Here is a 12,826-nt window from a genome sequence, read left to right on the forward strand (position 1 = left end):
CGCAATGTGCGGCAGGTAACGAGTTCGTTCAGGCTGTACGGTTCAGGTTCACGGCTCTCTTATATACAATGAAGGTGTTTGATATTCGGTATATATAAGGAGACGGCATTATGGCTACATCGGTAAGCGACGCGAAAGTGCTTATTATCGTACGCAACTGGGGCATTGAGGAGACCGAGATGACCCGGCCGCTGCGCGATTTGCGGGCCGCGGGGGCTTCTGTGACGCTGGCAGCGGCGGAACTCGCGCCTATCGAGACGGTGCGGCACGACCGCTATGTCGGCGAAATCGTGGAGCCAGACACCGTCTATTCCGAGGTTTCCGCCGATGATTTCGACATGCTCGTCGTGCCCGGCGGCACCTGCAACGTCGATCGCCTGCGCGTCGATCCTGCCGCGCAAAAGCTTGCCAAGGACTTCGCCGCCGCGGGCAAGCCGGTTGCCTCGATCTGCCATGGCGCGTGGTTGCTGGTCAACTCCGACCTGCTCAAGGGCAAGACGCTGACCGCTTGCCGTTATATCGCCGCGGATATCGAAAACGCTGGCGGCAAGTACGTTGATGAAGAGGTGCACGTCGACGAAGCCAACGGCTTCAAGCTCATCACCTCCCGTAAGCCCGCCGATCTCGATGCTTTCGTTGGTGCCATCAAGGAAGCACTCGGGAAGTGAACGGTGAATACACAAGTTGGTAAATAGGTTTTTAAGAATGTTGGAATATCAACGTTTCTAAAAACGTATCTAGCGACTTGTGCGGATTCGCAACATAAAAATGGCTGTGACGACGGGTAAAGGACCATCGTTACAGCCATTTTTCGTATTTATTAACTGATTGCTGTCTCTAGAAGAGCGAGCGGAGAATGTCGGCGAACTCGATGATGAGGGCGACGAGCAGCACTCCGAAGGTCATCGTTGCGCCGATCGCCGTGCCCGTGGCCATGTTGGCGGCACCGGCTTGCCCGGCGGCGAGAATGGCGGATGCGATAGAGGTGCCGACCGCGCCTGCGAACTGCTGGGCGGTGTTGAAGATGGCGTTACCCATGCTCTGCTCGTGGGCGTTGAGGTGGGAAAGGCCAGTGGTCATGATGTTGCCGGAGCTCAGGCCGATACCCAGCATGTAGAGCAGGTAGAAGCCGGCCGCATCGACGCTCGAAAGATGGTGGCCGAAAGCGAAGAAACAGACCATCGCGATGATGGCGCAGGCTCCACCGAAAATGAGCGGTGGCTTGGGGCCGACGGCGTCATAGACACGACCGCCGAGCAAGGCGAGAGCCGCGCCGAGTGCTGCTCCCGGCAGCAAAGTGAGGCCCGCGATAAGCGGCGAAGAATGGTCGGTGAGCTGCAGATAGTTCGGCAGGATGAACGCCAGACCCAGCGAGATGGCCTGCAACAGGAAGAACGCGAGCACAAAGCCTGAGAAGCGCAGGTTCTTTAAGGTACGGATGTCGATGATCGGGGCATCGATTTTGAGCTGACGCATGCAGAAGATTACGAGCGCGATGATGCCGACGACGATGGTGCCGGCAACTTGGATGCTGAGGATCGGCTTGGTGGTCATGGAGCTGAAGCCGAAGATGAGTCCGGCGAACGTGATGGCGATCAGGGCGATGCTCAGGATGTCGAAGTCGACGTTGCGGATCTTGCTCTTCTGCTCGATGCAGGCGATGCCGAGTCCAAGCGAAATGAGAACGACCGGCAGCAGGCAGGCGAAGATGACGCGCCAGCTGGTGTTAGAGACGACGATGCCGCCGAAAGTCGGGCCAATGGCTGGAGCGACAGCGGTGAGCAGGGTACCGAAGCCCATCATCAGGCCGATTCGCTGTGGGGGCACCGTTTCCAGAATGATGTTGAACATCAGCGGTAGCGCAATACCGGCGCCGATGCCCTGAATGACGCGGCCGGTGACCAGCAGCGGGAAGTTCGGCGTGACGATTTCAAGAATCAGACCGGCCAGGAACGAAAGGTTCGCGACGATGAAGAGCGACTTGGTGCGGAAACGCGCCTTGAGCATGGCGCTCAGCGGCACGACGATGGCGATGGTGAGCAGGTTGGCCGTCGTCACCCACTGCACGGTTTCGGTGTTGATGCCGAACTCTTTCATCAGCGTCGGGAAAGTGACGTTCATGGCGGTTTCGACGGTCACGCCGCTCAGCGAGAGCAGGCCGGCCGCGATGATGGCGCCGAATACTTTCCCGGGAATTTTCGCCGGCTGCGGCTGCGATTGCGTGGCAGCCGTTGGTTGTGTTGTTTGAGAGGTCATTACTTGTTTTGATCCTTTATTTTCTTTTGTTGTAAGTGTTAGGTGTGTTTTTAATCATTTCAAGAATTATCGTGGCGGTTGTTGCTTGATGCCGGGGTCATCATCGTGGTCGCGACCGAAAAACGCCAGCATTTCCTTGAATTCGATGATTTGCGCGGGGGAGAAGCGGCGTTCGAACTCACGCTGCTCGTTGTCGATATAACCGTGGATGGCTTCAACGCTTTGCTTGGCGCGCGAAGTAAGCTTTACCTTCTTACACCGTGCGTCATCAGCAGCTTGTTCGCGGGTGAGCAAACCGCGGGCCTCCATGCGTTGCAGGGTGACGGTGACGGTGGAGCGTTGGATATGGAACTCCTCTTCGATGGCGTGCTGGGCCACTTCGCCGTTTGGCTGTGAACTCATGAAGTTGATGACGGACATCTGCACTTCAGTGAGCCCGTAGCGTGCCGCGAAGCGCCCGAGTTGCTGTGACATCGCGCTCGAGGACTGCTGCAGCAGACGCCCGTAGTTCTCCGGCCGTCCATCCGGCGTATCGGTCATATTCTTCTTGCCTTCTCGACAGTCGAGTCGGAGATATCGACCCGACAAAATTAATTCGTTAGCTAACTAACAAATAATATCGAGGGTCCGGACATTGATGACAATTAGCGGCTAATCAATGATTCTTGGGAATTGATTTAAATCTGATTATCAAGTTGTTGAGCCTGGCGTTCGGTTTCTTCGGCTCGTTGGCTCAGTGTTTCTAAGAATGCATTTAAGATTTTTTGTTTATCTTCAGATAGCTTGAAATTCTTGAGAACGGATTTCGAAGTTTCAATGTCATCGACGGAATGATTGGCAATTGAGTTGTTCTGGTGTCTGTGTCGTGGAGCATTTATCGTGTCGTGAGTGAACTGGGTTTCGCTATTATTGTTCTTTGATTTGGCTGTAGGTGTGATCTTTTCGTCTTCTAGGTCAAGAGCTTGGTAAGCGATAGTGTTGGATATGCCTAGCGCTTTATAGATGGAAAGGATGTCGTTGAATCCGGGGTTGGTGGTTTTCCCGTTTTCTAGCCGATTGATCCATGAGCGGGACAGCCCGGTTTTGTTGGCTAATTCTTCTTGGCTAAGACCGGCTGCTTTTCTGACATCGTGGATATTGATGGCAAGTTGTTGCACGGTTTGAATCGGAGTAGTGAACTTCCGCATTTGTTGCCTCCGATTAATCCTGAAACTATTTCTAGATTTCTAGGATACATTATAAATGTCGCAAAACTGCTACATTTTAAAAAAGTAGCAAAATAAACACATTTTGCAAAAGTAACAGAATTGCTACATTTGTTAAATGTGTTGAATTCAGCACATCGTTGAAATGTTTGGAGATCGAAACGTTGGAGAATTGTTCGATATTCCGAACATTTTTACATTGTTCGTTTTATCGAACAACTGATTTATTGCAATGGCGAATGAGCCTGTGTAATCTTACTTCTTGAGCCACTTGTCGCCGCGGGCGCGCAGGCCGTTGAAAATCGAACGCCCGCCGATGAAGATGACATTGAAGACGGCCCAGAGCAGGATCATACGGACGGTGGAGCTGGGGTTGTAAGTGCCGTCGATGAAGTTGAGCACGAGGACGAGCGGCAGATAAACGATGGTGACGATCGAGCAGGTGACGGCGAGATATTTGTAGTCGCCGGCGCCGATGAGGATACCGTCGAGCGCCCACATCCAACCTGCGAGCGGCATGAAAACAGCTGCAACAATCATACCGACGGTGGTGAGGTGTTGGATACTTACGTTCGTGCTGAATAGGGGCGCGGCAATAAAGCTTAAAGCGATGAGCGTAACCCCGATGCCGATGCCGCCGTAAAGTCCCGCTCGTGCTGAGATTCGAGTCATCTCGCGTGCGCGACCGTAGCGTTTCGCGCCGATTTCCGTGGCGACCAGCGCCTGACCGGAAATGCCGATGGCGTCGAGGATGTTCAGCACGAAGTTCCAGCTGGAATTGACGGCTTGGTACGCGGCGAGCACCTGCGTGCCCATGTGCGTAGCGAGCACGACGGTGGCCACCAGGCAGATGCGCAAGGCGAGTGTACGGATGAACAGTGGCAGCCCATCAGCTGCTGTGGCGGTGATGCCGGAAATGCGTGGGGCGAGCGAAGCGCCTGCGTTATGAGACCACTTGAGTGACGGAATAACCAAGTAAATGCCCATGAACCACTGCGCAATCAGCGTCGCCAGCCCGGAACCCATGATGCCCATGTCAAGCCCGAAGACGAACAGAAAGTCAAGCGCAGTATTGAGTGCCGCGCCCAAGACGGCAGCGACAAGCGTGATGCGCACTTTCTTGAGCCCGCGGAAAATGCCATTGGCCGCGTAGACCAGCAACATTCCCGGAAGTCCGAAAATGACGGCCTGCAAGTAAATCGTCGCGTTGTCGAGCACCTCGCCGCGCGCTCCCATCAGCGAGCACAGAGGTCGAGCCCCGACGAAGAACGCCGCCGAAATGACGACGCCAATGATCAGCGCCAGCCAAAGTCCGTCGACGCCGGTCTCAAGCCCCTCGCGTTTGCGCCCGGCACCCATGAGCTGCCCGACGCGCGAGGTGGTGCCGTAGGCGAGGAAGTTGCAGAGCCCGGCGACGGTGAGCAGAACTGTGGAGCCGATGGAAAGCCCAGCCAACGCGGTGTCGCCGATATGCCCGACGATGGCTGTGTCGATGAGGACGAACAGTGGGTCGGCAATGAGCTGGCCAAAGGTAGGAATCGCCAGCGCGAGGATCTGCCGGTTGATACGCTTGCGCTCGGCATGATCATAGGTTTGTGCGACGTCTGAGGATGGTGTGCCGTTTGCGGATCGTGCGGTTTCTGCGGATTGCGCGGGACCTCCAAAGTGTCTGGTATTCCCGGGTTGTCCGCTCTCTTTGGATTGCGCGTGAGCTTTCGTGTTGTCGGCCTCTTGGCTCTCAGCCCAATCGTCGGTTTGGTCGCCGATTCGCTTGTCGTTCGTTATCTTGTCCGCGGCTTGGCGGGTCTGGTCATTCTGGTTTGTCGCTGGCGTTTTGGTCACTATCTTAATTCTTTGGATTCTTGGGTTTCGGGCGTTGCGCTTGCCATTGTAACGGCGTCGATGATTGAGCACCAGTGTAAATCTGTTCTTTGCGTCACTGGGTCAAAATTGTGCGGTTTGAGGTCGGAATATTTGCTTGATAACCGAAACTCGGCTTGTGGGAGTAATCGTCTCGTGCCGCTTTTTCAGGCGCAAAAAGAAGGACCGCGCAACGGCAGACGTTGTGCAGCCCTTCTCTCTCGGATTATTGAGTTATGGCGCTTATTGGCAGCTCCTTTATTGGTTGGTACCTGTTGCGAGCCGACTGTGTTGTTGGCCTGCGACTGTGGCCGAAGTCAAAAGCGCAAGTAACAAGCGCAGACCGGCAGGATGGGTGGCCAGCCGAAATATATTTCACCGCGCTAAATGAGTGGTGATTTTCGGTATGGCCTTTGACTGGGTGTCGCACTTGTGGACGACGGGGAGCGGGACTTTGAAATCTGAAGTTGCCGCGGTTTATCCTTCGCCTGTGTCTCTGGCGTAGATGGATCCCGGCGCCGTCGGCATCGTCGTTACCGCGGCGGTGCCGAGCGCAGTTTTCGTGTCCTTGCGCATCCTCATTCCCCTTCATTTTGGAGTAAGTAAAAAATACGGCAATACATATATAAATGCCGTATTTATCCCCCAAAACAAAGACAATAATTCGCACATTGGACGGACAAATAAAGGATTTAACCATCGGTAAACACCATTTCACCCGTGATTTTCGACCGCTTAGCCTAAAATGCCGAATCTTGACGTAGAAAACCGAAATTCGGTATGTCGATACTCGATTGGGTTTTCGGATGACAGCTGGAACGCTCTTCGTTGAGGAAGTATTTTATTTCGCCGATTTTGGAGTCCGATGTTAATGGATACCCGTTCCTTTTGTCGGTTTTATGAACGATTGTTGCCACATTTCTGGTCTAGTGAGCTTGTTAGCGGGTGTTTGTTTACAATTGATTTTGTATCGCAAAAATGTCAAATATTTTTCGCCATAGGCGAACTGAAGTGGAAAACTCTACTTCAGATGCGTAATGCGGCCTTGTGCCTTGATGGTAGGCATTGTGGTGAGACCGATTTGCTCGACATTTGGCTTGTTGCTCGCATGGCCTCAGTTCAAGGTTGCATACCGGATTCATCTCGCGTTGGTGAAGGTGGTGTCTGCGCTTTTCCGGCACCGATAATAATGGTTGTCGTGGCATCGGCGTGTATTTGGAATAGTTCAGCGCAATGTGTTATGAGTAATATAAGGACACCATAGAGTTCCGCAAACGATTAAGTAAGGAGCGGTGATGGCGACTGGTAAGAAACTTGTCATCGTGGAGTCTCCGACTAAGGCGAAGAAGATTGGCGGCTACCTCGGCAAGGACTATAGGGTCATGGCCTCCGTCGGCCATATCCGTGATTTGGCACAGCCCAGCCAGGTTCCCGCTTCCAAGAAGGCGAAGTTCGGGCGGTTCGGCGTGGATGTCGACGACGGTTTCGAGCCGTATTACATCGTCGGTCCCGAGAAGAAGAAAACCGTAGCGCAGCTCAAAAGCGCTTTAAAAGACGCCAGTGAACTTTATCTCGCGACTGATGAGGATCGCGAAGGCGAGGCCATTGCGTGGCATCTGGTACAGACGCTCAAGCCCAAGGTGCCGGTGCACCGCATGGTCTTCCACGAGATCACGCCGGCCGCCATCAAGGCTGCCGTTGGCAAGACGCGCGATGTGGATGCCAACATGGTCGACGCGCAGGAGACGCGGCGTGTGCTTGACCGACTTTACGGTTATGAGCTTTCGCCGGTGCTGTGGCGCAAGGTCGGCCCGGGACTTTCCGCGGGTCGCGTGCAGTCCGTCGCCACGCGTTTGATTGTCGAGCGCGAACGGGAACGCATGGCATTCGTGCGCTCTCCGTATTGGGATGTCATCGCCGAGCTCTCCGCGCCTGACGCGCAGGGCGAGAACGTCGATTTCGAATCCCGTATGGTGTCATTGGGCGGCTCGCGTCTGGCTAATTCCCGCGATTTCACTTCCACTGGTGCTTTGACTGCTGCTGCGCAGAAAGATAATGTCTGCCAGCTTGACGAAGCGCAGACCAAGGTGATTGCGCAGGCTTTGGAACACGCGCCGTTCACCGTCGTGTCGATGGAATCCAAGCCATACCATCGCCGTCCGGTGCCACCGTTCACCACCTCGACCATGCAGCAGGCCGCGGGCAACCGGCTCTCGATGAGCTCACGTCAGACCATGCGTGCCGCGCAGGGCCTGTACGAAAACGGCTTCATTACCTATATGCGTACCGATTCCGTGACGCTTTCGCAGGAAGCCATCGCCGCGGCCCGCGAGTCCGTCACGAAGAACTTTGGCAAGGAATATCTCTCCGACAAGCCCAAGCAGTATGCCACGAAGACTGCGGGCGCGCAGGAAGCGCACGAATGCATTCGTCCTGCAGGCTCGAAATTCCACGATCCGGCCGAACTGGCGACCAAAGTGCCGCCGGACCAGCTGAAGCTTTACACTCTGATTTGGCAGCGCACGTTGGCCTCTCAGATGGCTGACGCTACCGGGTTTACCGCTACTGTACGGCTTTCCGCACCTGCCGGAGATAAAGGCGAGGCCATTTTCCAAGCTTCCGGCACCGTCATCGAATTCCCGGGATTCCTCAAGGCCTCCGGTTGGCCGCGTCATTCGTCTGGATCAGCATCTGCGTCCGGTTCGTCTGCTGCCAAGACGAAGGGCGCCAAGGCAACCGCTAAATCCAGTAATTCCGAAGAAAATGCGGCGCTACCTCCGATGAAAACCGGTGAAGTAATCAAGGCAACTTCGGTTGCCGCTGACGGTCACGAGACCCAGCCCCCGGCCCGCTATACCGAGGCATCGCTGGTCAAGACGCTCGAGGCCAAGGAAATCGGCCGTCCGTCAACGTATGCCAGCATCATTTCCACGATTATCGACCGCGGCTATGTCTACGAGCGTGGCCGGGCGCTGATTCCTTCCTGGCTCGCATTTGCAGTGACCAAGCTGCTCGAAACGAACTTCCCGAAATATGTGGATTACCAGTTCACCGCCGATATGGAAAACGGGCTCGACAAGATCGCCCAGGGCAAGGAGACCAGCAAGGAATTGCTCACCCGCTTCTACTTCGGCGACGGCAAGGATGCGGCGAAATCGCAAGACGAGGCGCATGAAGGCCTGCAGCAGCAGGTCGCGCAGCTCGGTGACATCGATGCCCGAGCCATCAACACCATCGAAATCGGCGACGGGCTGCAGGTGCGCGTCGGCCGTTACGGTCCCTACCTTGAAGATACGAAGAACCTGGATGCCGAGGGCAACCCGAAGCGCGCCTCGATTCCCGAAACGATGGCACCCGACGAGCTGACTGTCGAAGCCGGTCATGAGCTTATCAAGAACAATGCAGGCGGACCGCGCGTGCTGGGTAAAGACCCTGCGACCGACGGCACGGTGGAAGTCCGTAGTGGGCGGTTCGGGCCGTACGTTGCGTTGATTTCTCCTGAAGCCGAAGCTGAAATGAAAGCCGAACGCGAAGCTAAGGCAGAGGCGGCAAAGGCTGTTGAAACCGCTGATACTACCGATGGAAAGACTTCTGCAAAGTCGACCAAGGTCACGAAGACCCGTGCCAAGAAAACCGCCAAGTCCACGGTCCCCAAGCCCAAGATGGCGTCGTTGTTTAAGACGATGAGCCCGAACACGGTCACGCTTGAAGATGCGTTGAAACTGCTGAGTCTGCCGCGCGAAGTCGGCAAATACGACGAGACCGACACGAAGACAGGCGAAACCAGCGAGGTTGTGGTTACCGCGAGCAACGGGCGTTACGGCCCCTACCTCACGAAGAAGAGCGCAGACGACAAGTCCGAGACGCGTTCGCTCGGCAGTGAGGACGAGATTTTCACGGTCGATCTTGACAAGGCCAAGGCATTGTTCGCCCAACCGAAGTATGGCCGCGGGCGTGGCAGAGGAGCAGCAAAACCGCCGCTGCGTGATTTGGGTGCCGATCCGGAGAACGGCAAGAACGTGACCATAAAGGATGGTTTCTACGGTGCCTACATCACCGACGGCGAGACCAACCGCACGCTCCCGAAGCAGTACACCCCGGAGTCCATCGACCCCGCCACTGCTTTCCAGCTGCTCGCCGAAAAGCGTGCCGCCGGCCCCTCCAAGCGTCGTACCCGTCGCAAGACGACTACCCGCAAGGCCAGCACGCGTAAATCGACTACGAAGAAGACCGCGACCCGCAAGTCGGCTACCAAGAAGTAAAAGACCAATCCGTATAACTGGTCAACGTTGTGTTTATCTCGTATTTATTGATATAGAAGCGGGATAAATTATTGTGTAATGCGTTTTTAATACTGTGAATGGTTTGTTCCGACAGGTGCCAACGTGAGGATTGGTGATTCGTCTGTCGCAAAGTTACTTGGTTTCTCACAGTATCGGAAAATGGTGATGCATTTATCGTGATTTATGTTATTGAGAAATGTCATTGTGGATAATCAACGGCCATGATTGCTGATTGTGGACAACTGACGGGCGTAGCCCGCGACACGCCTCAAATGTGGATAACCCCTATCATTCGACCACAGTGCCCGTTTTTGCCTCGATGATTTTGCTTTTTGTGCTTCGATGGAATCAATGGAGATTTCAGGCAAGCGAAAGGAGTAAAGATGCCGGGTCGATCAACTTTGGGCAACAACAGACGAAGACCTCGAAATGTCAAGATTCCGAGCCCCGTTCCTCGTTCTCGCGCTACTTCTCGTCCTCCTGCATTTCCGCTACAATTGGCGGTATTGCAGGAGGAAAGGAGGTGCAATATGGAGTGTGATGATCTCTTTGAGATGGATGGCGTGCGTCTTGGCTATACCGAAGACACTATAACGATTACCGAAGTGGACTATGACCGCAAGGCGGTGTTCGATAATAAGGGCAACTTGCTTTCGTCGAATTTTCCTGAAGATTTTATGCCGTTTCTGTTGAATTACTATAAAGAAAATTACACAATGGTAAAAAATTCACGCGCTATTGATCGGAAGTATGCGAATGCCTGATTTATTCAAAGTTTCCGGTTATTCTGTATCCTTCCTTTCAGGAGATAGGCTTCATGGAGTCCATGTTCACATTTCGCGTGGAAATTATCGTGACATGGCCAAATTCATCTTGACGAGCAGCGGGAAAGTCGTACTTGCGCGCAACAAAGCGGGTCTTTCACGAACCGAGATAGAAAAAATCCGATCTGGTCTCCAACTTAAATACGACATTATTGTTAATGATTGGGATTCTATGTTTGATGGTGCCCATCATTTCGATAAATAAAGCACGGTAACTTTATTAAAATGTTGTGTTGATTTGTTGCTTTTAAAAATGACGATATTGGAGAGTGCTGTTTGTTCTCTAGGTATATATCGTATATCGCTTTAGATGGGATTGAGGATTATGAGCGGGGTGTTTATTTCGTTTGAGGGCGTCGACGGAGTGGGGAAGACCACGCAGGTTGAGCGTCTGAAGCGCTATGTCGAAGAGCTGGGGCGTGAGGTTGTTGTTACCCGCGAGCCTGGAGGCACGAAGTTGGGTGTGGCCTTGCGGCAGTTGCTGCTGCATGGGGGAGAGATTGCGCCGCGCACTGAGGCGCTGCTCTTTGCTGCCGATCGGGCTCAGCACGTTGCCGAAGTCATCCGTCCGGCGCTCGCGCGTGGGGCCGTGGTCATTTCCGATCGTTACATTGATTCGTCGTTGGCGTATCAGGCTGGTGGACGGGAGCTCACGCAGGAAGAAGTGCGAAATCTGAGTCTTTGGGCAACAAACAATCTGTTACCGGAACGCACGTACTTGCTGGATATGGATCCCGCTGCTTCGCATAGCAGACTTGACCACAGCGAAGACCGTATGGAATCGGCCGGTGACGGTTTTCAGGAGCGTACGCGTCAGGCGTTCCTTGATTTGGCGGCTCACGAGAAATCTCGTTTCAAGGTCATCGATGCCTCGAAACCGATTGGCGAGGTGTGGAACCAGATTCGTGCCGATGCCGACGATCTGCTGGCAGATTGGTCGTGTGGACTGTAAAGTAGCGGCGCAGATTGGTTGGCAAGAATGTAATACGTATAGTATGCTATCGGTAGCTGAATAAAGCCGATTGGTATTTTGCGATTTACTGCATATCACGATATGGCATAGAAGAATGTAGCGATTTCAAAAGGCCAAATGGAACGTTGAAAGAATGTAAGTAATTGCCTATCGGTGGCGGGCAATAAGGTGGGTTTAACGAAACCAGTGGAGGAACAATGAGCGTATGGGACTCAATCGTCGGCCAGGATCAGGTCGTGGCGCGGCTGCGAGCCGCCGCTTCCGGTGACCCCAAAGCCATCGCTCAGTCGTGGCTGATTTGCGGTCCTCCCGGATCCGGACGTTCCAACGTCGCGCGCGCGTTCGCAGCTGCGCTTGAAAGTCCCAATCATGGATTGAGTGACGAACCCGAACGTTCCAGCGAGCAAGTGCTGGCAGGAACTCATCCTGACGTCACCATATTGGCGACGAACAAGGTCACCATTGGCATCGACGAGGTCCGCGATCTGATCGAGACTTCCGAACAGACACCGAGCATCGCCCCATGGCGAATCATCATTATCGAAGATGTCGATCGCATGCTCGAACGTACCACTAACGTGCTCTTGAAAGAGATTGAGGAACCCAGTCCTCACACCATTTGGCTGCTATGTGCCCCGAGTGCAGAGGATGTGTTGCCGACCATCCGCTCCCGTACGCGCGTCATCAATCTTGCTGTGCCGTCAACGCAATCGGTAGCCAAGTTCTTGGAAACGCAGGAACATATCGAGCCGAAACTTGCCGCACAATGTGCGCGTCTGGCTGAAGGCCATATCGGTGTCGCCAAACTCTATGCCACTGATGAGCGGGTGCGAAGCGACCGGGCCGAACTGGTGTCGGGCGTGCTCAATATGGGCAAGGCCTCGGATGCCGTGTTACTTGCAGGTCAGCTCATCGACAATGCCAAAGCCCAGGCGCAGGCCGACGTCGAAGAGAAGGCGGGCGAGCAGGAAGCTGAGTTCCGGCGCATCAACGGCTTGGGCGAGAAGGACCGGATTCCGCCGCAACTGCGCGGTGCCTTCAATCAGATTGGCAAGAAGGCTGATATCAAGCGCAGGGCCACCAGACGCAGCCGCGATGTGCTCGACCGTGACTTGAACACCATCTCCAGCGTTTACCGCGATGTCTCCGTGTTGCAGAACAACGCTGAAGATTCTGCTGGACTGATCAACAAGGAGAAGCGTTCGTCCCTCGTCAATCTTGCCGAGCACCTGACTCGCCAAGGTGTGGTTGACCGTCTCGAATCGATCTCCGTCGCCCGTCGTCGTCTCAATGGTAACGGCAACCAGACGCTCCTTTTCGAAGCGCTGTTCTGTGCGCTGTTGGCGTGAATGCATTTGCGTTTAATACGTTGATGCCCATGTCATGTTGTGAGTTGCTGATTTGGTGCTCCGCGTTATGAGCCGT

Annotated in this window: 10 protein-coding genes; 6 read left to right on the forward strand and 4 right to left on the reverse strand. The window is 54.4% G+C overall.

The genetic code is table 11. The features are described 5' to 3' along the window. The first annotated feature begins 110 nt into the window (after positions 1 to 110). Complete coding sequence (locus tag OZX72_RS01020) at positions 111 to 668, forward strand: type 1 glutamine amidotransferase domain-containing protein (protein ID WP_277158613.1); 558 nt, start codon at positions 111 to 113, stop codon at positions 666 to 668. A gap of 169 nt (positions 669 to 837) precedes the next feature. Here the strand turns inward: OZX72_RS01020 and OZX72_RS01025 are convergent, their stop codons facing one another. The 4 genes from OZX72_RS01025 to OZX72_RS01040 form a co-directional block, all read right to left on the reverse strand. Then, a complete protein-coding gene (locus OZX72_RS01025) occupies positions 838 to 2,256 on the reverse strand; it encodes an MFS transporter (protein ID WP_277158614.1) in 1,419 nt (472 codons plus the stop codon). 66 nt (positions 2,257 to 2,322) lie between these two features. Further along, positions 2,323 to 2,796 (reverse strand): MarR family winged helix-turn-helix transcriptional regulator, encoded by a 474-nt coding sequence (locus OZX72_RS01030; RefSeq protein ID WP_277158615.1) that lies wholly within the window; start codon positions 2,794 to 2,796, stop codon positions 2,323 to 2,325. A 137-nt stretch (positions 2,797 to 2,933) separates the two neighbouring features. Then, positions 2,934 to 3,443, reverse strand: a complete 510-nt coding sequence (locus tag OZX72_RS01035; protein WP_277158616.1) for a helix-turn-helix transcriptional regulator — start codon at positions 3,441 to 3,443, stop codon at positions 2,934 to 2,936. A 273-nt stretch (positions 3,444 to 3,716) separates the two neighbouring features. Continuing rightward, positions 3,717 to 5,027: an MATE family efflux transporter gene (locus OZX72_RS01040; protein ID WP_277159320.1), complete on the reverse strand. Its 1,311-nt coding sequence runs from the start codon at positions 5,025 to 5,027 to the stop codon at positions 3,717 to 3,719. A gap of 1,589 nt (positions 5,028 to 6,616) precedes the next feature. On the opposite strand from OZX72_RS01040, the gene topA reads away from it, so the two are divergent. The 5 genes from topA to OZX72_RS01065 all read left to right on the forward strand — a co-directional run bounded on the left by topA (position 6,617) and on the right by OZX72_RS01065 (position 12,750). Continuing rightward, on the forward strand, positions 6,617 to 9,583 hold the full coding sequence (gene topA / locus OZX72_RS01045; RefSeq protein WP_277158617.1) for a type I DNA topoisomerase: 2,967 nt from the start codon (positions 6,617 to 6,619) through the stop codon (positions 9,581 to 9,583). A gap of 551 nt (positions 9,584 to 10,134) precedes the next feature. Further along, complete coding sequence (locus tag OZX72_RS01050; RefSeq protein WP_277158618.1) at positions 10,135 to 10,368, forward strand: hypothetical protein; 234 nt, start codon at positions 10,135 to 10,137, stop codon at positions 10,366 to 10,368. Then, a complete protein-coding gene (locus tag OZX72_RS01055; RefSeq protein WP_277158619.1) occupies positions 10,361 to 10,633 on the forward strand; it encodes a DUF4160 domain-containing protein in 273 nt (90 codons plus the stop codon). Before OZX72_RS01050 ends, OZX72_RS01055 begins: the two co-directional genes overlap by 8 nt. Before the next feature lie 120 nt (positions 10,634 to 10,753). Continuing rightward, positions 10,754 to 11,380, forward strand: coding sequence for a dTMP kinase (gene tmk / locus OZX72_RS01060; RefSeq protein WP_277158620.1), 627 nt, complete (start codon positions 10,754 to 10,756; stop codon positions 11,378 to 11,380). Positions 11,381 to 11,598: 218 nt separating this feature from the next. Next, the gene (locus tag OZX72_RS01065; protein WP_277158621.1) at positions 11,599 to 12,750 is read left to right on the forward strand and encodes a DNA polymerase III subunit delta'; all 1,152 of its coding nucleotides are present in this window, start codon (positions 11,599 to 11,601) and stop codon (positions 12,748 to 12,750) included. Positions 12,751 to 12,826 lie beyond the last annotated feature (76 nt).

The organism is Bifidobacterium sp. ESL0769, assembly GCF_029395495.1.
Taxonomy (GTDB): domain Bacteria; phylum Actinomycetota; class Actinomycetes; order Actinomycetales; family Bifidobacteriaceae; genus Bifidobacterium.

What these genes read in the sequence shown, in the direction of transcription:
- OZX72_RS01030 (WP_277158615.1), bottom strand. Translation starts at nt 2,796, where the DNA reads ATGACCGATACGCCGGATGGACGGCCGGAGAACTACGGGCGTCTGCTG.
- topA (WP_277158617.1), top strand. Translation starts at nt 6,617, where the DNA reads ATGGCGACTGGTAAGAAACTTGTCATCGTGGAGTCTCCGACTAAGGCG.
- OZX72_RS01050 (WP_277158618.1), top strand. Translation starts at nt 10,135, where the DNA reads ATGGAGTGTGATGATCTCTTTGAGATGGATGGCGTGCGTCTTGGCTAT.
- tmk (WP_277158620.1), top strand. Translation starts at nt 10,754, where the DNA reads ATGAGCGGGGTGTTTATTTCGTTTGAGGGCGTCGACGGAGTGGGGAAG.
- OZX72_RS01020 (WP_277158613.1), top strand. Translation starts at nt 111, where the DNA reads ATGGCTACATCGGTAAGCGACGCGAAAGTGCTTATTATCGTACGCAAC.
- OZX72_RS01035 (WP_277158616.1), bottom strand. Translation starts at nt 3,443, where the DNA reads ATGCGGAAGTTCACTACTCCGATTCAAACCGTGCAACAACTTGCCATC.
- OZX72_RS01055 (WP_277158619.1), top strand. Translation starts at nt 10,361, where the DNA reads ATGCCTGATTTATTCAAAGTTTCCGGTTATTCTGTATCCTTCCTTTCA.
- OZX72_RS01065 (WP_277158621.1), top strand. Translation starts at nt 11,599, where the DNA reads ATGAGCGTATGGGACTCAATCGTCGGCCAGGATCAGGTCGTGGCGCGG.
- OZX72_RS01025 (WP_277158614.1), bottom strand. Translation starts at nt 2,256, where the DNA reads ATGACCTCTCAAACAACACAACCAACGGCTGCCACGCAATCGCAGCCG.